The organism is Streptosporangium sp. NPDC049046, assembly GCF_040649155.1.
Lineage (GTDB): Bacteria > Actinomycetota > Actinomycetes > Streptosporangiales > Streptosporangiaceae > Streptosporangium.
In genome coordinates this window covers 115,328-138,166 of sequence record NZ_JBEZEZ010000023.1, presented here as the reverse complement: position 1 = coordinate 138,166, position 22,839 = coordinate 115,328, and the positions used below count along the sequence as shown (strand labels likewise).

23 protein-coding genes and 1 pseudogene are annotated in these 22,839 nt (G+C 71.9%); 11 read left to right on the top strand and 13 right to left on the bottom strand.

Features of this window, described 5'->3' with window-relative positions; genetic code table 11:
• The 4 genes and pseudogenes from AB0B96_RS29360 to AB0B96_RS29345 form a co-directional block, all read left to right on the top strand.
• Positions 1-608 (top strand): annotated as a pseudogene (locus AB0B96_RS29360) (phospholipid carrier-dependent glycosyltransferase); the annotation flags it as partial.
• A 110-nt stretch (positions 609-718) separates the two neighbouring features.
• Positions 719-1,933: a hypothetical protein gene (locus AB0B96_RS29355; protein ID WP_362903770.1), complete on the top strand. Its 1,215-nt coding sequence runs from the start codon at positions 719-721 to the stop codon at positions 1,931-1,933.
• Between the two features lie 161 nt (positions 1,934-2,094).
• Complete coding sequence (locus AB0B96_RS29350) at positions 2,095-3,468, top strand: AI-2E family transporter (protein WP_362903768.1); 1,374 nt, start codon at positions 2,095-2,097, stop codon at positions 3,466-3,468.
• A gap of 222 nt (positions 3,469-3,690) precedes the next feature.
• The gene (locus AB0B96_RS29345) at positions 3,691-4,335 is read left to right on the top strand and encodes an SRPBCC family protein (RefSeq protein ID WP_362903766.1); all 645 of its coding nucleotides are present in this window, start codon (positions 3,691-3,693) and stop codon (positions 4,333-4,335) included.
• Positions 4,336-4,376: 41 nt separating this feature from the next.
• On the opposite strand, the gene AB0B96_RS29340 is transcribed toward AB0B96_RS29345, so the two are convergent.
• From AB0B96_RS29340 to AB0B96_RS29330, 3 genes are all read right to left on the bottom strand, one after another.
• Positions 4,377-4,535, bottom strand: coding sequence for a hypothetical protein (locus tag AB0B96_RS29340; protein WP_362903764.1), 159 nt, complete (start codon positions 4,533-4,535; stop codon positions 4,377-4,379).
• A gap of 31 nt (positions 4,536-4,566) precedes the next feature.
• Positions 4,567-5,022, bottom strand: a complete 456-nt coding sequence (locus AB0B96_RS29335) for an SRPBCC family protein (protein ID WP_362903762.1) — start codon at positions 5,020-5,022, stop codon at positions 4,567-4,569.
• Positions 5,023-5,084: 62 nt separating this feature from the next.
• The gene (locus AB0B96_RS29330) at positions 5,085-5,405 is read right to left on the bottom strand and encodes a metalloregulator ArsR/SmtB family transcription factor (RefSeq protein WP_350945397.1); all 321 of its coding nucleotides are present in this window, start codon (positions 5,403-5,405) and stop codon (positions 5,085-5,087) included.
• Positions 5,406-5,505: 100 nt separating this feature from the next.
• Here AB0B96_RS29330 and AB0B96_RS29325 point away from each other — a divergent pair, with 100 nt between their 5' ends.
• The 3 genes from AB0B96_RS29325 (at position 5,506) to AB0B96_RS29315 (ending at position 9,016) form a co-directional block, all read left to right on the top strand.
• The gene (locus AB0B96_RS29325) at positions 5,506-6,483 is read left to right on the top strand and encodes a MerR family transcriptional regulator (RefSeq protein ID WP_362903759.1); all 978 of its coding nucleotides are present in this window, start codon (positions 5,506-5,508) and stop codon (positions 6,481-6,483) included.
• Positions 6,483-7,325, top strand: a complete 843-nt coding sequence (locus tag AB0B96_RS29320; RefSeq protein WP_362903757.1) for a hypothetical protein — start codon at positions 6,483-6,485, stop codon at positions 7,323-7,325. The genes AB0B96_RS29325 and AB0B96_RS29320 overlap by 1 nt, the downstream gene beginning before the upstream one ends.
• Positions 7,326-7,504: 179 nt before the next feature.
• On the top strand, positions 7,505-9,016 hold the full coding sequence (locus tag AB0B96_RS29315; RefSeq protein ID WP_362903755.1) for a ricin-type beta-trefoil lectin domain protein: 1,512 nt from the start codon (positions 7,505-7,507) through the stop codon (positions 9,014-9,016).
• Between the two features lie 231 nt (positions 9,017-9,247).
• Here AB0B96_RS29315 and AB0B96_RS29310 read toward each other — a convergent pair whose 3' ends face one another.
• The gene (locus tag AB0B96_RS29310; RefSeq protein ID WP_362903753.1) at positions 9,248-10,063 is read right to left on the bottom strand and encodes an NAD(P)H-binding protein; all 816 of its coding nucleotides are present in this window, start codon (positions 10,061-10,063) and stop codon (positions 9,248-9,250) included.
• Between the two features lie 220 nt (positions 10,064-10,283).
• On the opposite strand from AB0B96_RS29310, the gene AB0B96_RS29305 reads away from it, so the two are divergent.
• A complete protein-coding gene (locus AB0B96_RS29305) occupies positions 10,284-11,204 on the top strand; it encodes an AraC family transcriptional regulator (RefSeq protein WP_362903751.1) in 921 nt (306 codons plus the stop codon).
• A gap of 96 nt (positions 11,205-11,300) precedes the next feature.
• Here the strand turns inward: AB0B96_RS29305 and AB0B96_RS29300 are convergent, their stop codons facing one another.
• Complete coding sequence (locus tag AB0B96_RS29300; protein ID WP_362903749.1) at positions 11,301-11,570, bottom strand: hypothetical protein; 270 nt, start codon at positions 11,568-11,570, stop codon at positions 11,301-11,303.
• Here AB0B96_RS29300 and AB0B96_RS29295 point away from each other — a divergent pair.
• The 3 genes from AB0B96_RS29295 to AB0B96_RS29285 are packed head-to-tail and all read left to right on the top strand — an operon-like array spanning position 11,569 to position 13,613.
• Positions 11,569-11,706, top strand: a complete 138-nt coding sequence (locus tag AB0B96_RS29295) for a hypothetical protein (protein ID WP_362903747.1) — start codon at positions 11,569-11,571, stop codon at positions 11,704-11,706. The two genes, AB0B96_RS29300 and AB0B96_RS29295, sit on opposite strands and share 2 nt — an antisense overlap.
• Positions 11,707-12,966: a sensor domain-containing protein gene (locus AB0B96_RS29290; RefSeq protein ID WP_362903745.1), complete on the top strand. Its 1,260-nt coding sequence runs from the start codon at positions 11,707-11,709 to the stop codon at positions 12,964-12,966.
• On the top strand, positions 12,954-13,613 hold the full coding sequence (locus AB0B96_RS29285) for a response regulator transcription factor (RefSeq protein WP_362903743.1): 660 nt from the start codon (positions 12,954-12,956) through the stop codon (positions 13,611-13,613). Before AB0B96_RS29290 ends, AB0B96_RS29285 begins: the two co-directional genes overlap by 13 nt.
• A gap of 12 nt (positions 13,614-13,625) precedes the next feature.
• On the opposite strand, the gene AB0B96_RS29280 is transcribed toward AB0B96_RS29285, so the two are convergent.
• From AB0B96_RS29280 to AB0B96_RS29245, 8 genes are all read right to left on the bottom strand, one after another.
• Complete coding sequence (locus AB0B96_RS29280) at positions 13,626-14,456, bottom strand: aldolase/citrate lyase family protein (protein WP_362903741.1); 831 nt, start codon at positions 14,454-14,456, stop codon at positions 13,626-13,628.
• Entirely contained in the window at positions 14,453-15,919 is a 1,467-nt protein-coding gene (locus tag AB0B96_RS29275; RefSeq protein WP_362903739.1) for a dihydroorotase family protein, read from the bottom strand. Before AB0B96_RS29275 ends, AB0B96_RS29280 begins: the two co-directional genes overlap by 4 nt.
• The gene (locus AB0B96_RS29270) at positions 15,916-17,343 is read right to left on the bottom strand and encodes an MmgE/PrpD family protein (RefSeq protein ID WP_362903737.1); all 1,428 of its coding nucleotides are present in this window, start codon (positions 17,341-17,343) and stop codon (positions 15,916-15,918) included. The genes AB0B96_RS29275 and AB0B96_RS29270 overlap by 4 nt, the downstream gene beginning before the upstream one ends.
• Complete coding sequence (locus AB0B96_RS29265) at positions 17,336-18,175, bottom strand: cyclase family protein (protein WP_362903735.1); 840 nt, start codon at positions 18,173-18,175, stop codon at positions 17,336-17,338. Before AB0B96_RS29265 ends, AB0B96_RS29270 begins: the two co-directional genes overlap by 8 nt.
• 218 nt (positions 18,176-18,393) lie before the next feature.
• Positions 18,394-19,587, bottom strand: coding sequence for a CoA transferase (locus tag AB0B96_RS29260; protein ID WP_362903733.1), 1,194 nt, complete (start codon positions 19,585-19,587; stop codon positions 18,394-18,396).
• Positions 19,588-19,655: 68 nt separating this feature from the next.
• On the bottom strand, positions 19,656-21,224 hold the full coding sequence (locus AB0B96_RS29255; RefSeq protein ID WP_362903731.1) for an FAD-dependent oxidoreductase: 1,569 nt from the start codon (positions 21,222-21,224) through the stop codon (positions 19,656-19,658).
• Positions 21,224-22,363, bottom strand: coding sequence for an MFS transporter (locus AB0B96_RS29250; RefSeq protein ID WP_362903729.1), 1,140 nt, complete (start codon positions 22,361-22,363; stop codon positions 21,224-21,226). The genes AB0B96_RS29255 and AB0B96_RS29250 overlap by 1 nt, the downstream gene beginning before the upstream one ends.
• Positions 22,364-22,365: 2 nt before the next feature.
• Positions 22,366-22,713, bottom strand: a complete 348-nt coding sequence (locus tag AB0B96_RS29245) for a hypothetical protein (protein ID WP_350945413.1) — start codon at positions 22,711-22,713, stop codon at positions 22,366-22,368.
• Between the last annotated feature and the right edge of the window lie 126 nt (positions 22,714-22,839).

The following is a 22,839-nucleotide window of genomic DNA, read 5'->3' as shown; positions in this document are numbered from 1 at the left end:
CGGCCTTCTTCGTCTTCGACTCGCTGCGCTCCTGGCTGAGCTACCACTTCCAGGTGCTCGGCTTCCACACCGGCCTGGCGACCCCGCACAACTACCAGTCCGACCCCTGGAGCTGGCCGCTGCTGCTACGCCCCGTGGCGTTCTTCTACGAGAGTCCCCAGGGCGGCTGTGGCACCGACACCTGCTCGCAGGCGGTGCTCGGGGTGGGCACGCCGGTCATCTGGTACGGAGGGCTCGCGGCCCTCATCGCGATGATCGCCTGGTACGTCGCCACCCGCGACTGGCGGGCCGGAGCCGTGCTCGTCGGCTACGCCGCCGGCTGGCTCCCCTGGTTCTACTACGCCATCGCCGACAACCGGACCATGTTCCTGTTCTACGCGATCCCCATGGTCCCCTTCATGATCCTGGCGATCGTGCTCGTGGCCGGGCTGATCCTCGGCCCGGCGAGCGCCCCGCAGGGACGCCGGACCGTCGGCGCCGCGGTCGTGGGCGCCTTCACCCTGCTGGCGCTCGTCAACTTCTGGTGGCTCTACCCGGTGCTCACCGCCGAGATCATCCCGTACGCCGAGTGGAGTTCACGGATGCTTTTCAAGAAGGGCTGGATCTGAGCGTCCGCGTATGAGCCACTTAGAAGACATTTCCTAGGGTAGGCACCGTGCAGGATCCATTACGTCACGTTCATCGTCAGAGCAGGCCCGCATACGGCAGACTGCGAAGCATGCCTGCACCGGACGTGGCCGCCCTCCTGTCGGAGCTGGAGCGTTCCGAGCCCGCCGCCGCCGAGCACGCCCGCAGCGCGATCGACTGGCTGACCGGCGGCGAGCCGCTGGAGACGATCAGCGAGCTCAACGTGTGCGAGTTTCTCTGGTACACCCTGCCCTCGAAGGTCACCGGCGACCGCCCCGCGATCGCCCGCGCGCTGGGCCTGCTGCTGCGGCTGGGTGGCCTTGAGCGCTACGCCGCCCTCTGCTCGTCGTCCACGACCACCCAGATCCTGCGCACCTACGCCCGTCTGGGTGAGGACGCGGGGATGGCCGCGTACCAGTCGGCCCTGGACGCGACGGGTGTGCTCCCGCCCGACGTGCCCGAGCTGCGGTGGAGCTCGATCATGGGACCGGAGGAGCTGGGCGCGCACGGCGCCTGCTCGGCCGCACTGGAGCTGGCGATCGTCTCCGGTGAGCTCGTCCCCCGTCCGGCCGAGCGGCGGAGGCTCACCAGCCGCTGGCTCACCACGCCCCGCCCCGAGCTGGGCGGCGACAACTGGCTGCACCGGGTCCAGGGCGAGCGGCTCAACCGCTGGGTCCTCGGCCGGGGCACCGCCTGGCGCGAGCTCGCCCAGCCCTTCGAGGTGCGCTTACACGCGCCCATCCCCGCACCGGACGAGGCCCATCTGGGGGCGCTGCGCTGGCTGCTGACCGTGGGGCTCCGCCCGGAAGGCATCCCGCTGACCCAGCGGCACAACCTCGCCCGTTCCGTGCTCGCGGAGAGCACCTGGAGCGGCGCGGAACTCGCGGCCGTCCGCGAGGTGGCCCAGGACCAGATGGGCGCGCTACGCCAGACCGGAAGGCGCCTGGTGACCACCTCGACGGGCGAGCGCCTGCTCGGCGACACCGACCTGCTCTGGGAGGCCGCGGCCGCCGCCCTGCTCGCCCCCGCGCCGGGGGAGAACGGCTTCCGTGCCTCGGCCAGGGAGGTGGCGCTGATGCTGCTCGCCGACGGCGCCCCCGCCGACCGTGACCACGTCACCGCCGTGATCGACTGCACGGAGCGGCAGGCCCTGGAGGTCGACGCCTCGCTCGCCGAGCTGGGCAGGCGCCTGGACGCCTTCGGCCTGCGCGTCGACGGCCGTCTCACCCCTGCCGGCCGCTCCGCCGCTCTCGCCGCCCTCCGCGGCCACGCCCTGCGCCCCCGCCAGTACGTCAACATGACCTGACGACGCCCTCAGCGTCTCCCCGTGCCCCTCAGCACCCCTCAGAGGCCGCTGTGGCCCCCGCGGCCCCAGGTGTCCCTTCGTGCTCGAAACCGTACGACGACCAGGGAAAATATGGCGGTCGCGGACCGACTAACCTTCCTGGAAACGGGCAGTGGCAGCGCGTGTCCGAGCCCACCTCCGCTGACCGCGCCACAGCGCCGGAAACATCCCCGCCCGCCCCCCGCGTTCCGTCGACGGAGACGGGCGCGGGAGGCGTCCCGGCGTCATCGGCCGGAGCCGGCGAATCCGTCTCGTCCGAGCCGATCCTGACCTCCGCGGGCCCTCTGGTCCTGCCCGCCGCCCCGCCCGCGGAGGCCGGCGGTCCCGCTCCCGGCGGTCCTGTTCCCGGCGGTCCTGTTCCCGGCGGTCCCGCGAGCGCGGTCACCGTGCCCCCCGGCGCGGCCGCGTCCCCCGACGCCGCGCCGTCATCGGGGATCACCCCGAACCTCCCGTTCGGCCGTCCCGGGCGCTCGATGAGCAACAACCCGTTCGTGTTCGGCTTCACCGCCGCCCTGGGGGTGCTCACCGCCTGGTGGCTGGTGCAGGCCATCGCGACCGCGAGCTCGGTGCTGGTCCTCATCGTCGTCTCGCTCTTCCTCGCCATCGGCCTGAACCCGGCGGTCGAGGTCCTCCAGCGGCGCAACGTCCCCCGGGTGTGGGCCATCACCCTCGTCTTCCTGGGCGTCATCCTCGTCTTCGTCGTCTTCGGCCTGGCCGTGGTACCCCCGCTGACCACGCAGTCCACCCAGTTCGTCGAGCAGCTCCCGCAGTACGTCCAGGAGCTGCAGAACAACCCGGTCATCCGCGATCTGGACCAGCGCTTCCAGCTGCTGGAGAAGCTTCAGACGTACGTGACGAGCGGCGACTTCGGCACCCAGATGTTCGGCGGTGTGCTCGGCATCGGGTCGGTCCTCATCGGGGCGGTCTTCAACTCGCTCACGGTGCTGGTGCTGACGCTCTATCTCCTGGGCTCGTTGAAGTCGCTCAAGAAGCTGGCCTACCGCCTCGTCCCCCGGAGCCGCAGGGTCCGCACGACCCTGCTCGGTGACCAGATCATCGACAGCATCGGCGGATACGTCGCCGGGAACCTGATCATCTCGCTCATCGCCGGTGTGACGACCTTCATCTTCCTGAGCATCATGCAGGTCCCGTACGCCCTCGCGCTCTCGCTGATCGTCGCGATCACCGACCTCATCCCGCTGGTCGGCGCCTTCATCGGCGCGGGGATCGCCTCCCTGGTGGGATTCTTCGTCTCTCCGACCGTCGGGATCGTCTGCATCGTCTTCTTCACGATCTACCAGCAGATCGAGAACTACTGGATCGCCCCGGCCGTGATGAAGAGCTCGGTCGACGTACCGCCGCTCGCCACGATCGTCGGCGCCCTGCTGGGGGGCGCGCTGCTCGGCGTGGTGGGCGCGCTGCTCGGCATCCCGATAGCCGCGGCCGTCCTGCTCATCCTGCGGGAGGTGGTCCTGCCCCGGCAGGAACGCACCTGACCGGAACCCGATCGGCAGCTGATCGGCGCGAAGGAGCCACGTCGGCCTCTCCCGCACGCGGATCGGGAGGTCACGAGCCCTCACCATCGAGGTACGCCTGCCCCTCATCCGCACACAACATCACAAAAAGTTTTTTCCGCTTCTTCGTCGCAAAAGTACCTAGATCACAACAACATGCGATAAAAGATCACTTGCACCTACTGTCTCCCCTTTGGGGTATACGTGAAGAAGCGTCTTCGACTCCTCGCGGCCCAGCTGCTCGCCACGGCCCTCGTCCTTACCACCCTCTCGGCCCCCGCCCACGCGAGCACTCCGGAGAGCGACCCCCAGCTCGCCGCGGAGTGGCAGAGCGCGTGGGACACCTACGAGTTCTACAAGAACACGCCGCCCCTCCCGGAATCGGGACGGAGCCGGGCGCAGGACAGCATCTCCATCACGATCGACGCCCCCGTCGCTCGGGTGTTGCCCGCGTACTCGAACATCAACAACCACCTCGGCATGCACTCGTTCCTGAAGCGGGTCGTCACCCACAAGGACCGCTGGCAGGGCGGCAAGCGCCACATCGACTTCACCGCGGTCGAGGAGATCCCGTACGAGGGTTCGACCGTCGTCATCAACACGCACGCGCAGCAGCGCATCGACTACGCCACCCTCTCCTACGAGACCGACAGCTGGACGATGCCCAATGTCGTCACGCACCAGAAGATCGTCTTCAAGCAGCTCTCCGGAGGGAAGACCAAGGTCACCGAGTACCTCACCTTCGACGCGGACAGCACGCTGATCGACTTCGTACTCCAGAACGGCGTCGCCTCCCACGAGGCGACCCAGGCGGCGATGAAGCAGGCGATCGAGAGCGGCGAGCTCTAGAGACGGCGTCCGCCGCCGACGAGGGTGAGCCGTCGCAGGCCTCACTCCTCGTCGGCGGCGCGGCCCGCGGCAGGTATGTGCCGCAGCGCGGTGACGGTGAGTACGGCGATGCCCGTCACCGGCACTCCGGTGACGGCGGCGGTGACGTCGAGCCCGGCGGTGAGGGCGTCGCGCGCGACCGCCGAGGCCGCGCCGAACACCGGCCGCCCGTGTCACCGGCCGTGCCCGTGGTCACGAGCCCTGCCGCCGCAGTTCCCCCTCCAGCGCGTCGAGCCATTCGCCGGTGCCGCGTTCCCTCCATTCCGGCTTCTCGTGGCCGTCGAGGAAGGCGTCGTGCTCGGTGAGGACCAGCCGGGTGCCCGCGCCTTCGGGGACGAACTCCACCGTGGTGAACGAGACCGTGGCCAGATCATCCCCGACGGAGAGGGTGGAGGTGTAGACGATCCGCTCGTCCGGGACGATGTCCTGGTACGAGGACTCGAACGTCATTCCCGGACCGTGCTCCGGTCCGCCTCGGTTGACCTCCTTGCCGCCGACCCGGAAGTCGAGGTCGTGCTTCCCGCCGGGGGCGGCGAACCACCGGGCCTTCGCCACGGGGTCGGCCCAGGCGGCGAACACCCGGGAGGGGGCAACGTCGTACACCCGCTCCAGGGTGAACGTGGCATGCGTGACAGAACCATCGGTCATGATCTTCTCCTTGTTCCGGTCGTACCGGTCGTTTCGGTTGTTCTGGGGTTCGACATCCCGGCTCACTCGTTCAGCAGGTCGCCGAGCCGGTCGAGCCGGTGCTCCCAGGTGGTGCGCTGCCCGGCGAACCAGCTCTCGGCCGTTCGCAGCACGTCCGGCTCGATGTGACAGGTGCGGACCCTGCCGATCTTCTCGGTCCGGACCAGGCCGCACGCCTCAAGCACCTGCAGGTGCTGCATCACCGCCGGCAGCGACATCTCCAGAGGCCGGGCCAGCTCACTCACCGACGAGGGCCCGCGGACCAGCCGCTCGACCATCTCGCGCCGTGTCGCGTCCGCGAGCGCCTGGAACACCCGATCCAGCGAACCGTCTTGGTTAAGCATGTGCTTAAGTATTGGACCCGAAAGGGAAATAGTCAAGCAGATACTTAAGTATTGAGCGTGGGTTTGACCTTGTCGTAGCGTCAACGTTTCTAATGAGGGCATGCGGATCGGCGAGCTCGCCGCGCTGGTCGGGGTGTCCACCCGGACCGTGCGCCACTACCACCACCTGGGTCTTCTCCCCGAGCCCCTGCGCCTGAACAACGGCTATCGGGAGTACGGGCTGCGTGACGCGGTCATCCTCGCCCGGGTGCGACGGCTCGCCGAACTCGGCCTGTCGCTGGACGAGATCCGCGACATCCTCGCCGACGACCGGGGCAGGGAACTGCGCGAGGTGCTCCGGGAACTGGACGCGGACCTGGCCAGACAGCAGGAGGCGATCGGTGCCAGGCGGGAAAGGCTCGCCGCCCTGCTCGCCGAGGCGGACCCGCATCCCGACACGATGGTCTCCCCCGGCATGGTCTCGGTGCTGCGCCACCTCCCCGCCCCGGAGTCGAGGTCCGCCGAGATCGACCGTGAGCTGCTCGCGCTGATGGACACCGTGGCCGAGGAGCCGGACCGGGCACGGGTGCTCGACCTGTTGCGACCTCTCACCGAGCCCGAGGCGCTCGCACGGTCACACGACCTCTACCGGCGGCTGGACGAGCTCGCGGACGCGGAGCCCGGCGATCCCCGCGTCGCCGCACTCGCCGCCGATCTCGTCGCGCACATCCCCGGCGAGATGGCCGCGGTGATGATCGCGGAGCTGGCCCCGGACCCCGAGCGCTCGCATCCACCCGGCTCCGGCCCCGCCCCCGGCCCGAACCCCCGGCCCGGCCCCGGTGCCGGCTCCGACTCCGCTCCCGGCTCCCGTCCCGCCTCCGGATCCGGCCTTGGCTCCTCACCCGGCGGCGGTCCCGGCTCCCCCCTCGGTCCCGGCTCCGCCCCCGGTCCCGCCCCTGCCCCCGGCCTCGGCTCCGGCTCAGGTCCCGCGAAACGCGTGGACGGCGGGCGGTGGCTGGAGACGATGTGCGCCGAGCTGTCTCCCGCTCAGGTCGAGGTGCTCCAGCTGGTCATGACGACTCTCAAGGAGAGAACCTGATGCTCGGGATCGCCCGCGCCGCGCTGTTCACCGTCATCCCCACGGAGATGCTGTTCGTGATCCTGCTCGTGGCGGGGGTGCCGCTGCCAGGGCCGGTAATCGTGGTGGCGGAGCTGATCGTCGCGTCGATGCTCGTCCTGGAGGCGGTGACCGCGTACCGGCTGTTCAGGGCCGAACGCCGGGGCGGCGCCGACCGGCGGGCGGCGCTCCGGACGACCTTCCACCTCCTGGTTCCCCTGCCGGTGCGCAGGCTCGTGGGTTTCGAACTGAAGGGGATGGTGAGTGCCTTCCTGTGGATCACGCGCCGCCGCGACGGCGTGCCGCCCGGCGCCACCGCCGCGCCGTACACCCGGGAGCAGACGTCGGTCCAGTTGGTGCTGCTGTCGGTACTGGTCGTGGAGACGGTGGGGATCGAACTGCTGCTGCGGGCGCTGGGCGTGCCGTACGGGGTGCGCCTCGCGGTGCTGGTGGCCGACGTCTACGGGGTCGTCTACGTGCTGATGATCATCGCGGCCTGCGTCACCCGGCCCCACGTGGTGACCACCGAGGAACTGCGCGTCCGATACGGCATGTACTTCGACCTCCGCGTCCCCCGTCAGCTGATCTCCTCGGTGCGGCTGTCGCGCAACTACAACGAGAGCGGCATGATCACCGTGGCGGACCGGCGGCTCAGCGTGGTGGTGTCCTCCCAGACCAACGTGGTCGTCGAGCTGACCGAGCCGGTCACCGTGGTCCGTCCCCTCGGCGGTCGCGCCGAGGCCACCACGATCCGCTTCTTCACCGACACCCCCGAGGCGCTGCTGGACGCCCTGCGACCCTCTCCGCACCACAGCGTTCCCTGATCCCCACGCGCCCCGTCCGTATCCGGCGCCGGGCCGTACCGAGACGCCGAGTTTTCCTGCCAGGTTCAGTCAGATCACGTCAGATCTTGTATTGACTTACCTTGCCTTAAATGTAAAGTTTCTTTCGAGAGAGCGCTCTCACGCCTCGTCCCCCTCCCCCCACCCCTCAAGGACCAGTCGTGAGATTCACCGTGCTGACCAGCGTGGCGGTACTCGCCGCCGCGCTCGTCGTCCCGTCCCCGACCGCGCAGGCCGCCGCGATACCCGACCCCGCTCCCGACCCGTCCAAGGCGGCCACGGCCGAACAGGCACTGCGGCGAGACCTCGGCCTCACCCCCACGCAGGCCCGCGTCCGCCAGGCCCACGAGGCCGGGGCGGCCGTGGTGGAGCGGCAGCTTCGCACCCGTCTCGCCGACCGGTTCGCCGGCGCGTGGTTCACCCCCGGCGAAGGGCGGCTGAGCGTCGGCGTCCTGAACCGCGAGGACGCCGACCTCGTCCGCGCGGCGGGCGCGCTGCCGGTGTCCGTGCCACGCAGCGAGCGGCAACTGGCCACCACGAAGGCCGCGCTCGACCGAGTCGCGGACTCCGCGGGCAAGGACATCCACAGCTGGTACGTGGACGTCGCCACGAACACCGTGGCGGTGTCGGCGGCCGACCGCGCCGCCGCCGAACGTTTCGTCAGGGCGGGCGCCGTCGACGCCGCCACGGTGCGGATCTCCGTCGACGAGGCGCCCAAACCCCTGTACGACATCCGCGGCGGCGACCAGTACGTCATCAACGGCAACACGCTCTGCTCGGTGGGCTTCGCGGTCAACAACGGCGGCTTCGTCACCGCCGGGCACTGCGGCCGCACCGGCAGCCCCACCCTCGGCTACAACAACGTGAGCCAGGGCACCTTCGCCGGCTCGTCGTTCCCCGACAACGACTACGCCTGGGTCCGTACCAACGGAAACTGGACACCCCGCCCGTGGGTCAACAACTACGGCGGCGGCAACGTCGCCGTGGCGGGCTCCCGGGAAGCCGTGGTGGGCTCCTCCATCTGCCGGTCCGGGCGCACCACCGGCTGGCGCTGCGGCACCATCCAGGCCAAGAACGTGACCGTGAACTACTCCGGATCCCTGGTCCACGGGCTCACCCGGACCAGCGCCTGCGCCGAGGGCGGCGACTCGGGCGGCGCCTGGATCACCGGCGACCAGGCCCAGGGCGTCACCTCCGGCGGCTCCGGCAACTGCTCGACCGGCGGCACCACCTTCTACCAGCCGGTCAACGAGATCCTCGGCGCGTACGGCCTCACCCTGACCACCACCGGCGGGGGCGGCGGACGGCTCATCGGCTGGCAGGACAAGTGCATCGACGTGCCCGGCAGCAACGCCGCCGACGGGCAGCGCCTGCAGCTGTGGGACTGCAACGGCACCGCCGCGCAGAACTGGACGTTCCCCGGCGACGGCACCGTCCGCGCCTTCGGCCTCTGCATGGACGTGGCCTGGGGCTCCACCGCCAACGGCGCCGCCATCCAGCTCGCCACCTGCAGCGGAAACCCGGCGCAGCAGTTCGTCCTCAGCGGCGCGGGTGACCTGGTCAACCCGCAGGCCAACAAGTGCGTGGACGTCACCGGCTTCGGCGGCAGCGGCACCCCGCTGCAGCAGTGGGAGTGCAACGGCGGCGCCAACCAGAAGTGGCGGCGAGGCTGACCACCCGCGGGACACCGCCGGGGCGGTAAGCGTTCTCACCGGTTCTCAGTGGGGCACCGCCGGGGCGGTAAGCGTTCTCACCGCCCCGGCAACGCCCCGGCAACGCGCCGTTTCACCCACCGCCGGACGCGCGACGAAAGTCCCCACCGCGTGTCCGGCGGTGCGCGGTGGGGACATCCGGTGCGCGTCCCCACCGCACCGGCCACCCGAGACCACGATCCTGCCGGGAGGTCACGACCAGGCGCCGGTGGCGGCGACCCGGGCCGCGTAGTCCTCGAACGCGACCGGAGGACGGCCGAGCACCCGCTCGACCCCGTCGACGGGCTCGGCCGTGTGACCGGCGCGGTGCAGGGCGAACAGGGTGTTCAGCGCGTCGGCCGCGACCTCCGGATATCCCTCCGCGAGCAGTTCGGCCCGGTATGCCTCCGGGGTCAGCTCGACGTACTCGATGGACCGGCCCGCGGCCCGTGCGATGATCTCGACGGCCGCGCCGAAGGTCACCCCGCGCGGACCCGACAGGTCGTACGTCAGCCCCGCGTGCCCGTCCCCCGTCAGCGCGGCCACGGCGACCGCGGCGACGTCGTCGGCGTCGATGAACGGCTCGGGCACCTCACCGATCGGCAACGCCAGCCTCCCCGCCCGCAGCGGCGCGTGCCACAGGTCCTCGTCGAAGTTCTGGTTGAAGTTGTTCGCCCGCAGGATCGTCCACTCCGCCCCCGAGTCGCGGACGGCCCGCTCCGCTGCGGCCATGCCCTGGCCGAAGTCCTCGCCGACCAGGTCCATGCCCCGGCCGGACAGCACCACGAAACGCTTGACGTCCGTGGCGCTCTCGACGAAGTCGCGGATCGGGGTGGGGTCGTCGGGCGCCACCAGATATACCGCCTCGGCGCCGTGCAGCGCGTTCTCCCAGGTGGCGGGCTCGGACCAGTCGAAGCGAACCTCGCTGGAACGGGAGGCGGACCGCACCCGCTCCCCCTCCGCGCGCAGTCGCCGCACCACCCGGCGGCCGGTCTTGCCGGTCGCGCCCAGAATCAGGATCTCTCTCATGCCATAGAGCCAACCGCGCGGGGAGCCGCCCGCACATGGCCGGACGTACGCCGCACCTGTCCGATCGTCCCGTCTTCGCGGCACCCCGGACGCAGACCACACCCGTTCGATCGTCCCGTCGTCGCGGCACCCCGGACGCAGGCCGCCCTGATCCGATCGTCCCGTCGTGGCCACCGGGCGTGCGCCGCACCCGTGCGATCGTCCGGTTATCGTGGGCGCCATGGACCCGTACGACGACCTGTTGCGGGGGGTTCGCGGCGAGGGGGCCGTCTTCGGCGCGTCGGTGCTGTCGCCGCCGTGGGCGCTCAGGTTCGCCGACGGTCCCTCTCTGACACTCCTCGTCCCCCTGCGCGGCGAAGGGTGGATCGTCCGGGGAGACGACGCCCGGCAGGTGCGACTTGGCGAGGCGGCGATCGTGCGCGGGCCGGAGCCCTTCGTCGTCGCGGACACCGGCGCGCCGCGCCCTGCCCGGGAGGTCTCCCCTGAAAGGCCCGTCGTCGGAGACCCGAACGGGCAGACCATCCTGCTGGCGGGGTCGTACCGGGTGAACGGCGAGGTGGCCCGCCGCCTGGTCCGGGTGCTGCCCCCCGTGCTCGTCGTACCGGACGATCATGACTGCAGCAGCATGGGCGCCTACCTGGAGGCGCAACTCCTCTCCGGTCGCCCGGGACACCAGATCGTGCTGGACCGGCTGCTCGACTGGCTGCTGGTGTGCACGCTGCGCGACTGGTTCGACCGGCCGGAGGCGGTGAGTCCCGGCTGGTACACCGCGCTGAACGACGACGTGGTCGGCCCGGCCCTGCGCGCCATCCATGAGGCCCCGTCCAGGCCGTGGACGCTCGCCTCCCTCGCCACCGCCGCGAGCGTGTCGCGCACCACCCTGGCCAGGCGGTTCACCGAACTCGTGGGCGAGCCGCCGATGACGTACCTGACGGAGTGGCGGATGGCGCTCGCCGCCGACATGCTGGCCGAACCCGCCGCGACGGTCGCCACGGTGGCGCGCAGGGTGGGCTACTCCGACGCGTTCGGCTTCAGCTCGGCGTTCAAGCGCGTCCTGGGCGTGAGCCCGAGCGTCTACCGCGACGGCGTCACCGTCCGGGCCGGAGAGGCGGCGAGCGCCGGGCTGCCCGGTTCCCCCTGAGACGGAGACTGCGACCGGGGCGGCGTCCCGGAGACGGCCTGCCTTCCGGGCCGGAGGCGAACGGCGCGGTGTTCGCCTCCTCGTCCCCGGCGCCCGTCAGCGCCGGTGCCGGTAGTGGTGGGTGACCAGCGCGGCGGCACACGCCAGGACGATCGTCCCGAACCCGATTCCGATGAAAACGTTGAGGTCGGAGGCGGAGGTCACGATGTTGCAGACCACGCCGATTATCAGCAGAGCCCACAGCACGGGCCTCACCACGCCACCCCGGGCGTCGGCGGGCCGCGTCGAAGGCGGCGTCTCGAAGGTGTCGGAAACGCGGTGGGAAGGGTCGGTCACGGCGTGCTCCTCGGTCGAACCGTTCGTCATGCTCCGACGCTACGAACCGCCGCCGCTCCCGGCGATCCCGCCGACGAGACAGCCGAGGTACAGCAGGCTGTACTTCTCGGCCCGCGACCTGACGGCGTCCGGAACGGTGCCCTATCGTCTGGCCGAGGAGGTGTGAATGCCGATCCACGAGTCCCCGGCCGGCCGCAAGTCGGCGGTGTTCGCCCGTGCCCGCGTCGTCCTGGACGCGTTCGAACACCTCGTCGGCGGGCTGGGCACCACGGTCCTCGCCCTCGTCGCCCTCCTGCTGCTCGCCGCCACCGCGCTCGCCTGCCTCGTCGGCGTGGGCGTGTTCCTTGCACCCACCGCGCTGCGCGGGCTGCGGGCCGTCGCCGACCGGGAACGCGCGAGGCTCTCCCGCTGGGGGCCGGAGATCATCGGCCCGGGGCCGGTGCCGTCCGGCCTGCGTGCCGCCCTCGCCGATCCGGCCACCCGCCGGGAGCTGGGCTGGGTGGTCGTCCACTCGACCCTCGGGCTGTTCCTCGGCCTGGCCGGTCTCACGATCTTCTTCAGCGCGGTGACCAACACCACCTTCCCGCTGTGGTGGCGGCTGCTGCCTCCGGAGGAGGCGGCCACCTCGGCCATGGGGCTCTGGACCGTGCGGGACCTGCCCGGTGCCCTCGGGGTGAGCCTGCTCGGCCTGGGATGGATCGTCCTCGCCGTGCTCCTCATACCGGGGATGGCTCGGCTGCAGGCGTGGCCCGGCCGGCGGCTCCTGTCGGCCGGGCCGGGCGCCGACCTCGTGCTGCGGGTCGCACAGCTCACCGCGACCCGCGCGGCGGCGCTGGACGCGCACGCCGCCGAACTGCGGCGGATCGAACGGTCGCTGCACGACGGGACCCAGAACCGGATCGTCGCCGTCACCGTCCTGCTCGGCGCGGCCCGTCGTGCGCTGGCGCGCGACCCGTCCGGCGCCGAGGCCATCCTCGACCGTGCCCAGGACGCCGCCGAGCAGGCGCTCGCCGAGCTTCGCGCGGTCGCCCGCGGCATCCTGCCTCCGGTGCTGACCGACCGGAGCCTCGTCGACGCGCTGACCGGGCTGGTCACCACCTGCCCGGTGCCCTGCCGACTCGACGCCGACCTTCCCAGCCGCTGCGCCGCCTCCGTCGAGGCCACCGCCTACTTCGTGGTGGCCGAGGCGCTCACCAACATCGCCAAGCACAGCCATGCCGGGCACGCCACCGTCAGGGTCCGCCGCCGCGACGACCGGCTACACCTTCAGATCACCGACGACGGCCGCGGGGGAGCCGACGAGCACGGCGGGTCCGGGCTCGTCGGCATCCGCCGCCGTACCGAAGCACATGATGGGACGCTCATGCTGACCAGTCCTCCCGGCGGGCCCACCGTCCTTGAGGTGAGCCTGCCATGCGGATCGTGATCGCCGAGGACGACCCGCTCCTGCGCGAAGGACTCGCGCTGCTGCTGCGCGCGGAGTCGCTCGACGTCGTGGCCACCGCCGCCGACCCCGACGGGTTCCTCGCCGCCGTCGACGCCCACGAGCCGGACGTCGCCATCGTCGACGTCCGGATGCCGCCGACCCACACCGACGAGGGGATCGTCGCGGCCGTCGAGGCGAGGCGCCGCAGACCCGGCCTGGCCGTGCTCGTGCTGTCCGCGTACGTCGAACAGGCCTTCGCCACCGAGCTGCTCGCCCAGGGCAGCGCCCACCTCGGATACCTCCTCAAGGAGCGGGTCGGACGCGTCGACGAGTTCCTGAACGCGCTGCACCGGGTGGCGGAGGGAGGCACGGCGATCGACCCCGAGGTCGTCGCGCAGCTCTTCGCCCGCACCCGGTCCGACGACCGGCTGGAGCGCCTCAGTCCCCGCGAACGCGACGTCCTCGCCCTGATGGCCGAAGGACTGGGCAACACGGCCATCGCCGAGAGGCTCTTCGTCACCGACGGCGCCGTCCACAAGCACATCCGCAGCATCTTCGCGAAGCTCGACCTGGCGCCCGCGGACCGGGCGGACCGGCGCGTCACCGCCGTCCTGCGCTATCTCGAGGACGCCCAGCGCCGAGCCTGACCCACCGGCCGTTCAGGCCCCTTCCGCGCGTCCGATCACCTCGTGGGCGCTCCTGGCGACCGCCGCGTCGATGAACCGGCCCCTGGCGTCGAGCGCGACGCCGCCCGTCTCGGCCAGGCGGCGGACCAGGTCGCGGGCCTCCTCCAGCTCCTCGGGCGACGGGGTGAAGACCTCGTTGATCGGCGGGAGCTGGCGGGGCGACAGCGCGGTGCGGGCACGGAACCCCTGCCGCAGCAGGGTCCGGGTGCCCGCCACCAGCGCCTCCGTGTCGCGGACGGCGGTCTCGACCGGGCCGACCGGCGGCAGGATCCCGGCCGCCGCCGACGCGACGACGATCCGCGACCGGATCGGCCAGAGTTCCTCGCGCCCGGGACCCGGGCGCAGCCCCAGCTCACCGGCGAGGTCGGCCTCCCCCACGCCGAGCCGTACCACCCGGGGCGACGCCGCGACGCGTTCGGCCTGAACGACGCCGGAGGCCGACTCGATCAGCGCGAGCAGGGCGAACGTGCCCGGCGCGAGGTCGCGGGCCGTCTCGGCCTCGGTGAGCAGGGCGTCGGCGAGCTCCAGCAGCGCCGGTTCGGCCTTCGGGACCACGATCCCCTTCAGCCCCGGTACGGCCACCGCCGCGATGTCCGCCTTCGGGGTGTCGGCGTTGACGCGTACCCAGACCTCGCCGGGCAGTCGCGGGATCGCGGCGGCGGCGTTCTTCCTGGCGGCGGCCTTCGCTCCGGGCGCGACCGCGTCCTCCAGGTCGAGGATGAGCGCGTCGGCCCCCCTGCCCGCGGCCTTGGCGAGCCTGCCCTCCTGGTCCGCGGGGACGTAGAGGTAACTACGCGGGGTCATGCGCCGGTCGGCCTGGCCAGGTAGCGGCCCTGCGGGCTGCCGGTGACCTTGCCGTCGGCGAGCACCCGGTGGCCGCGCAGGAACGTGTCGGTGACCCGGGCGGTGAGCTCGAAGCCTTCGAACGGGGTGTACTCCTGCGTCGACTCGGAGTCGGCCGCGCGCACCGTCCAGGTCGAGTCGGGGTCGACCAGGCAGAAGTCGGCGTCCAGGCCCTCGGCGACGGCGCCCTTGGTACGCAGGCCGAACCGCCTGGCGGGGTTCCAGGACAGCAGGCGGGCGATCTCGCCGTAGCCGAGACCGCGCCTGGAGCCCTCGGTGACCAGGCCGGGCAGCAGGTACTCGGCGCCGCCGAAGCCCGACTTGGCGACGAAGACGTCCTCGCGGGGGTCGCCGAACTTCTGCTCGTCGCGGCAGCAGGCGTGGTCGCTCACGACCCAGTCGACCTTGCCGTCGAGCACGTGGCCCCACAGGGCCTCGACGTCCTCGCGGGGACGCAGCGGCGGGTTGACCTTGCCGCCGATTCCGCTCGCGGTGGTGATGTCGGCCAGCAGGTGGCCGATGGTGACCTCGCGGCGGAAGTCGATGTGCGGGAACGCGTCGGCCATGCGTAGGGCGGCGTCCATCGCCTTCGCCGACGACAGGTGCAGCAGGTTGATCGTCGGCAGGCCGGTCTCGTGCGCGAGGTAGGAGGCGATACTGACGGCGAGGCCCTCGGAGTGCGGCGGGCGGGAGGCGCTGTAGGCGGCGAGACCGGTGAGGGTGCCCTCCTCCTCGACCATCTTCGTGTACGCCGTCATGATCTCGGCCGTCTCGCAGTGCAGCGAGAGCGAGATCTCCTCGGCGAGGTCGGGGAACCTCTGGCGGGCGGCCTGGATGCCGCGCATGACGAACTCGAAGTGGGCGACGTCGTAGCGCTCGCCCTCCGGGATCATCAGGAAGGAGTTCTGGTCGGCCGAGCGGCCGTGCAGGCCGTGGCTGCCGTAGAACATGAACACCTTGAACGAGGTGACGCCGTGGTCGCGGACCAGCGACGGGATCTCCTCGATGTGGCGGCGCATCATCGGGGCCAGGTGGAACGCGTAGTCGACGAAGGCTCTGCCGTCGGAGGCGGCGAGCACCTCGGGGAAGACCTCGGCGTACTCGCCGCCCTTGTTGAGGTAGTACTGCCCGGTGCGCATGTACGTCAGGGCGGAGGTCACGCCGCCCTGCGCGCAGGCGCGGCTCTCGGTCTCGGTGTCCACCGAGAGCGGGTTGTAGATGCCCCAGTGCTGGTGGGCGTCCACGACGCCGGGGAAGGCGAGCCGTCCGCCGCCGTCGACCACCTCGCGGCCCTCGGCCGGGTCGATGCCGGGCGCGACGCGGGCGATCCGCCCGTCGAGCACCGCGATGTCGGCGTCCGCCGGCTCGGCGTGGTCGTGGTGGACGACCCGGACGTTCTTGATGATCAGGTCAAACGAGGTCACAGGGAGACTCCTTCGAGGTGGGTGAGCGGGCGCAGCACGTCGGCGACGCCGGGCAGCCGGTCGAGTGCGAGCACCTGGTCGCGGACGGTCTCCGCGGCCTCGTCCGGCAGGCGGCCCGAGACGTTCTCCCGGAACTTGCGCGACAGCTCGGCGTCCGAGAGCGGCCTGGCCGGACCGCCCCGGTTGGCGAGCACCTCCTCGGTCCACTCCTGGCCGTCGTCGGTGCGCACCCGGACCACGGCCGGGAACTGGTGGGGGTAGATCTCGTCGCACCGCTCGTCGGCGACGACGTCGACCTTCGCCATCAGGGCCCGTCGCCACGGGTCCCTGGCGAGGTCGTCGGTGAAGTCGTCCAGTCCCACGCCGAGGCCGGAGCCGCCGACGAGCCCGGCGACCACCGCGTAGGGGCCGCTGAACTGGGCCTGGTAACCGGTCTCGGGGGCGCGCTTGCCGCTGATCGGCTGGCCGATCGTGCGGATCACCGCGTAGGGCACCCGGAGCTCGATGTGCTCGATCCGGTCGAGCGGCAGGCCCCGCGCCCGCAGCGCGAGCCCGGCGTCGATGGCGGTGTGGGTGAAGTGGTTGGCCGGGTAGGGCTTGAAGAAGACGCCCGGCACCGCCCAGCGGTCACCGAGTCCGTCGAGCACCTGCGACAGGTCGGTCTTGTCGTCGCGGATGAACGCCTCGAAGAAGCCGAACCGGCCCTCCAGCACGGTCGGCGGACCGGTGAAACCCCGCCCGACCAGCGACGCGGCGGTGACGGCCGAGTGGGCGGCCCACCCGCAGTGCAGCCGTTTCACGGTGCCGCCGGTGCGGTTGGCCTCGATGATGCCCGAGGCGAACGAGGCGGCGACGCCCAGCGCGTCGCGTACGCCGTCCTCGCCCAGGCCCATGAGCAGGGCCGCCGCGGCGGCGCCGCCCATCGTGCCGCAGATGGAGGTGGCGTGCTGGCCGTGTTCGAAGAAGACCGAGTTGCCGAGCGTGGTGTCGTAGCCGGCCATGCCGAGCCGGACGGTGATCTCCAGTCCGGCCGCGATCGCCGCGACCGTGTCGGCGCCCGAGGCCCCCGAGGCCTGCGCGGCGGCGAGCGCGGCCGGGATCACCCCGGCGCTCGGGTGCAGCACCGACGGCAGGTGGGTGTCGTCGTAGTCGAGCGAGTGCGCCAGCACGCCGTTCGCGAACGCGGCCTGCGCGGCGGGCAGCGCCTGGGCGACCCCGACGGCGTACGCCTCGGGCCGCCCGCCCTGGTCGGCGGCGTAGCCGGAGGCGGCCACGCTGGTCGGCAGCCGGTAGGCGGCCACGCACAGCCCGAGCACGTCGAGCACCCGCTGCCGTACGCTGGCGATCACGTCGGCGGGTGGCCGGTCGCCCAGGGTGGCGGCGGCGAACCTGGCGAGTTCGACCGCGAGGATCGGCTCACCCACGGCCCACCACCGCCAGCGGACGGACCGGTGAGCCGGTGGCGCCGAAGATGGGCAGCGGGGCGAGCACGAACGTGAACTCGTGCACCCCCGCGGCGGCGAGTTCCTCCAGGTCGAGCGTCTCGATGATGTAGACGCCGCGCTCGACCAGGAGCACCCGGTGGGCGGGCAGCACGCTGTGGCCGCTGCCGGGTTTGAGGCATTCGAAGGCGATCGTGTCGGCGCCCGCCGCGTGGACGCCCTGGTCGGCGAGCCAGGTCGCGCCCGCCTCGCCGACACCCGGCACGCCCGAGTCGCGGCCGATGTAGACGTTCCGGTCGGGGTCTCCGAAGAGGCGGCCCCAGCCGCTGCGCACCAGCACCACGTCTCCGGGGGCCAGGGGGGTGCCCTGTCTCGCGACCGTCTTCTCCAGGTCGTCGGGGGTGATCTCGAAACCGGCCTCGCAGCCCTCCGGGACGCCGAGGGCGGCGGGCACGTCCAGCAGCACGCCGCGCCGCACCATCGGGGCGATCGTGTGCGCCCCGAGCTCGGCGAACCGGCCGCCGCGGCTCGCCTCGAGGGCGTCGGAGCCGTCGATGAGGCGGCCGTCGTGGGAGACGTGGGCGAAGGCGTCGATGTGGGTGCCGACGTGGGTGCCCATGCTGATCATGTCGTTGGCGGCGGAGCCGCCGTCGGCACGGACCATGTCGCCGTGGCGGCGGGGCAGCGTGTGCCAGAAGGGGGGGTGGTTCGGTGACTGCGGCATTCCGATGGTCAGCGGACGCCCCAGGTCGTAGATGCCGACCCCGTCGCGGACCGCCTGTAGCAGCGGGTCGGTGGTAGCGGTGCCGCTCACGTCGCCTGGCCTTCCGTTTCCGGTGCTCACGCCGGTGGTCCCGGCGTCTGTCGTACGGTTTCCGGTCCTCACACGGGTGGTCCCGGTGTCTGCGGTGTGGTTTCCGGCGCTCGCGCCGGTGGTTTTGGTGTCTGTCGCGCGGTCTCCGGTCCTCACCTCGGTGGTCCCGGCGTCTGCGGTGCGGTTTCCGGTCCTCACACCGGTGGATCCGGCGCCTGTCATGCGATCACCTTGCGTACCCGCAGGTCGGCGGTCGTGGCCGCGTCGACCCCGAGCTCCCGCAGGATCTCGTCGGTGTCGGCGCCCAGGGGCCGGCCGGTGAAGCGGACCCGCCCGGGGGCGCCGGGCATCCGCCACATCACGTTGTGCATCAGCACCGAGCCCAGGTCCTCGTCGGGAACGCGGGTGAGCATGCCGGTGCCGGTCACGTGGGGGTCCTCGGCGAGGTCGCGGGCGTCGTACACGGGTGCGGCGGCGGCGCCGACCCGTTCGAACTCGGCCATGACCTCCTCGCGGGTGCGTTCGGCGATCCAGCCGCCGACGTGGGCGTCGAGCAGGTCGGCGTGGGCCGCCCGCTGCCGCCCGGAGGCGAACCACGGTTCGGTGATCACCTCGGGGTGGCCGACCAGCGTCATCACCCGTTCGGCGATGCTCTGGGCGCTGGTGGAGATGGCGACCCAGCTGCCGTCCTTGCAGCGGTAGGTGTTGCGCGGGGAGTTGTTGCCCGACCGGTTGCCCTGGCGGCGGCCGATCACGCCGAGCTGGTCGTAGACGGTGGCGTGGGGCCCGACCGCGGTCATGATCGGTTCGAGGAGGTTGATGTCGACGACCTCGCCCCGGCCGGTCCGCTCCCGGGCCCAGAGCGCCATCATCGTCGCCGAGCTGGCCGCGATGCCGCAGATGCTGTCGGCGAGCCCGAACGCCGGGAGGGTCGGGGGGCCGTCGGCCTCGCCGGTGAGGTGGGCGAAGCCGCTCATCGCCTCGGCGAGGGTGCCGAACCCGGGGCGGGCCGCGTAGGGGCCCTCCTGCCCGAAGCCGGTGATCCGGACGATCACCAGCCGGGGGTTGATCTCGTGGAGCGTCTCGGGCCCGACGCCCCAGCGTTCGAGGGTGCCGGGCCGGAAGTTCTCCACGACGACGTCGGCCGTCTTCGCCAATTCCAGGAACAGCTGCGCGCCTTCCGGAACGGAAAGGCTCAGTCCGATCGTGCGCTTGTTACGGGAGATCTCTTTCCACCAGAGCGGGACGCCGTCCTTGGAAGGACCGTGGCCGCGCATGCCGTCCCCGGCGACCGGGTGCTCGACCTTCACGACCTCGGCACCTTGGTCTCCGAGGATCTGGCAGCAGAGCGGGCCGGCGAGGATGGTCGACACGTCGATTACTCGCAGACCTGTCAGAGGTCCGTCTTCCACCATCACTCCTTGTTCCGCTATAGCGAACGCCGGTCCGCTCAGAGAGTATGTCAGGGCGGTTGGTACGGTCAACGCCGTCCCCCTCCTCCGAGCGCCGCCCCGATGGCGTACGCGCGGGCCACGGCCGCGGCCAGGGAGGTGCCGCCACCCGGGTAGTGGTCACCGAAGACGCTCGCGGAGACGTTCCCGGCGGCGAACAGGCCGTCCACCGGGGTCCCGCCGGGGGTGAGGACCTGTCCGTGGTCGTCGGTGACCACACCGCCGCAGGTGCCGAGGGTGCCCGCAACGACCGGGACCGCGGTGAACGGCCCTTCCGCCAGCGGCGCGAGGGACGCGGGACCGCGCCCGAACCTCCGGTCGGCGCCCGCGAGGGCGTCGGCGTTGAACTCCGCGATCGTCTCGGCCAGGGCCGACGCGTCGATACCGCAGGCGTCGGCGAGTTCGTGCGGCGTCGAACCGGTGACCGCCCAGGAGGGGGTGCCTCCGGGAGGGCCGCCCGCGACCGGATACCGGGCGCGGTGGACGGCGTCGTACACGAACCAGGCGGGGACGTGCCGGGGCGCGCCGGTGGCGGGGTCGGTCTCGCGGAACACCTTCGTCAGGTCGTGGTAGCTCCCTGCCTCGTCGGCGAACCGGCGGCCGGAGCCGTTGACCATGATCGAGCCCGGCCTGGTCAGTTCCACGGTGGCGAGCCGCCCGGTGGGCAGTCCGTCGTAGCGGGCCTCGGGGTCGCAGAACACGGGCACCCCCCACGAGGCGGTCAGGTCGGTGACCGCCGCCCCGGCGCGCAGCGCCATGAGCAGGCCGTCCCCCTCGTTGCCCGGTGCCCCGATCGGGGTGAGCCGGGCGGGCAGGAACGCCCGCTGGAGCGCCGGGTCCCACTCGAAGCCGCCGCCGGCCAGCACGACCGCCCGGCGCGCGGTGACGTGACCGGCGTCTTCGAGAGTGAGGTCCCACGACCGGCCCGACCGTTCCAGGCCGACGGCGCGGGCACCGAGCAGGAACTCCACACCGCGGGCGCGGGCGGAGACGGCGAGCGAACCCGCGAGCGCCCCGCCCAGCGTGCGCACCCCCCGGTCGCGGCGCTCACGGTCGAGCGCGGCGAGGTCGGCGCCGGTGTCCTGCTCCCGTTCGGCCATGGTGAGCCAGGGCAGATAGGTGGGCGGCCGGAGCAGACGCTCCAGTCCCGGGTACGCGGTGACGTCGAACGGCCGGTTGTCCAGGGCCCGGCCCCCGCGCCTGGCACCGGGCAGATCGGCCCGGTAGTCGGGGCGTTCCAGGGCGAACAGGTCCACATGGGTCTCGTCGCACAGGTAGCGTACGGCCTCCCCGATCGCGCGCAGGAACCACTCCAGGCGAGCGCGCGGCACGGTATCCCGGGTGACCGCGACGAGGTGGCGCAGGGCGTCGGCGGCACCGTCGGCAGCACTGTCGGCGTCGGCGAGGTGGTTGCCCGGCGCCCAGATCACGCCGCCCGACACGGCGGTTGTGCCACCGAGCACGGAGGCCCGTTCCACGACGACGACGTGGTGTCCGGCGTCGGCGGCCCTACAGGCGGCGGTCAGCCCGGCCGCGCCGCTGCCGACGACCAGCACGTCACACGACGTCGGCGGATGATCGAGGGTGGTGAAGTTCATCAGGTCGCCTCCCATGCGGCCCGGTTGACCAGCACGAGGAGTGCGGCCAGCCCGCAGAACGCCGCCGCCAGCAACCAGCCGGCGGCGTACGAGTGATATTGCGCCACTGCTCCCACGAGCAGCGGCCCGAGAATGCCCCCGGCCGCGCCGCCCGACTGCACGACGCCGGACGCGGCGCCCGGCATGGTGGCGTAGGTCTCTGCGACGGTGAGGGCGACCAGGCCGGTCCAGCCCCAGCCGGCGCCGCAGGCCACCAGCGTGCCGACCAGGAACAACCCCCGGTCGCCGGGAACGAACAGCAGGAACCCGACCCCGCCGAGCGCCATCATCGCGGCGACCGTGAGACGGCCGTACCTGGTACGGCCCAGGGTCAGCCGCACGGCGATGATGACCGCGCTGCTCACGGCGAGCGCGATGCCCGCGAAGGACGGGGACAGGCCGAGCGTGACGCTGTAGTCCACGAAGAAACTGCTCAGCGCGGTCGCGGCGGCCGACCCCAGCAGGAACGCGCCGGTGACCAGCAACAGGGGCATCAGCGGCGTCAGCTTCACCCGCGCGGGGCGTCCCGCCGAGGCCGGAGCAGGAGTGCCGGGCACCCGCATCAGCAGCAGCGCGGCGACCGCGACACCGCCCACGAGGAAGACCAGCCGCCAGTGCATCACGGTGGCGAGCAGCGGCAGCGACAGCCCGGCGACCAGCGTCGAGGCCGGGATCGACGACCGTTCGAGGCCGAACGCCATCGGCCGCCGAGACGCCCGCACGTTTTCGACGATCAGTACGGTGCCGATCGAGGCGCCGACCGCCGAGCCGATCCCACCCACGGCGAGCGCGGCGAGCAGACCGGCCCATGACCCGCCGAACACGGCCACCCCGACGAGGCAGAGGCCGGTCATGACCGCCGACAACCGCAGGGCCCTGCGCGGGCCCACGCGGTCGGCGATCCGGCCGCCCGGGGACATGGCGACCGCGCCGACCACGTAGAAGACGCTGACGGTGAGGCCGAGGCCCGCACTGTCGAGGCCGATGTCGTGCCGGATCGCCACGCCCAGGGTGCCCACCAGGTAGGCGGGATACATATAGGTCATGCCGAGCAGCACGGCCAGGACGACCGCCCGACGCGACGTCGGGTAGTCGCTCACCCCTAGATTTCGTCCGCGTAGCTGATGTTCACGTTCGCACGCCAGCCGGTGGCCTCGTCCTGCCCCCACTTGGCCCGCCAGCGAGCGGCGTGGTCGAGGATGACCGGGTCGCCGAAGTGCAGCTTCCCGTCGGCGTGGAAGGCGTCGAGGTCGTCGACGAACATGAGGTCGAAGTGCCGGAAGCTCTCCTCGCCCCGGACGTTCCTCCTCACCACGTAGTTCGCGTAGTCCTGGATGCCGGGGTTCTGGCGGAAGGCGGGGTAGTCCACCGAGCGGGTGAAGTCGGCGTACTCGGTCAGGTCCGATCCGGGCCGGATGTCGTAGGTGAGCAGTACCAGTTTGCGCGCCATGGCGGCGCCTCCTTTGTCCTCTGTCGTTTTCACGGGGCATGGGGGGTGGGGTTCACAGGGCGCGGGCCGTCGTTCTCACGGGGGCGCGGGTTCGTCGGACATGGGTTCACGGGGCGCGGGTTCATG

Bases quoted from the DNA above. Each gene is read 5' to 3' on its own strand.
- AB0B96_RS29330 (WP_350945397.1), bottom strand. From the start codon at position 5,405: ATGCTTAACCAAGACGGTTCGCTGGATCGGGTGTTCCAGGCGCTCGCG.
- AB0B96_RS29245 (WP_350945413.1), bottom strand. From the start codon at position 22,713: ATGGCGCGCAAACTGGTACTGCTCACCTACGACATCCGGCCCGGATCG.
- AB0B96_RS29325 (WP_362903759.1), top strand. From the start codon at position 5,506: ATGCGGATCGGCGAGCTCGCCGCGCTGGTCGGGGTGTCCACCCGGACC.
- AB0B96_RS29300 (WP_362903749.1), bottom strand. From the start codon at position 11,570: ATGACGAACGGTTCGACCGAGGAGCACGCCGTGACCGACCCTTCCCAC.
- AB0B96_RS29285 (WP_362903743.1), top strand. From the start codon at position 12,954: ATGCGGATCGTGATCGCCGAGGACGACCCGCTCCTGCGCGAAGGACTC.
- AB0B96_RS29310 (WP_362903753.1), bottom strand. From the start codon at position 10,063: ATGAGAGAGATCCTGATTCTGGGCGCGACCGGCAAGACCGGCCGCCGG.
- AB0B96_RS29255 (WP_362903731.1), bottom strand. From the start codon at position 21,224: ATGAACTTCACCACCCTCGATCATCCGCCGACGTCGTGTGACGTGCTG.
- AB0B96_RS29320 (WP_362903757.1), top strand. From the start codon at position 6,483: ATGCTCGGGATCGCCCGCGCCGCGCTGTTCACCGTCATCCCCACGGAG.
- AB0B96_RS29335 (WP_362903762.1), bottom strand. From the start codon at position 5,022: ATGACCGATGGTTCTGTCACGCATGCCACGTTCACCCTGGAGCGGGTG.
- AB0B96_RS29295 (WP_362903747.1), top strand. From the start codon at position 11,569: ATGCTCCGACGCTACGAACCGCCGCCGCTCCCGGCGATCCCGCCGACG.
- AB0B96_RS29305 (WP_362903751.1), top strand. From the start codon at position 10,284: ATGGACCCGTACGACGACCTGTTGCGGGGGGTTCGCGGCGAGGGGGCC.
- AB0B96_RS29280 (WP_362903741.1), bottom strand. From the start codon at position 14,456: ATGACCCCGCGTAGTTACCTCTACGTCCCCGCGGACCAGGAGGGCAGG.
- AB0B96_RS29355 (WP_362903770.1), top strand. From the start codon at position 719: ATGCCTGCACCGGACGTGGCCGCCCTCCTGTCGGAGCTGGAGCGTTCC.
- AB0B96_RS29290 (WP_362903745.1), top strand. From the start codon at position 11,707: ATGCCGATCCACGAGTCCCCGGCCGGCCGCAAGTCGGCGGTGTTCGCC.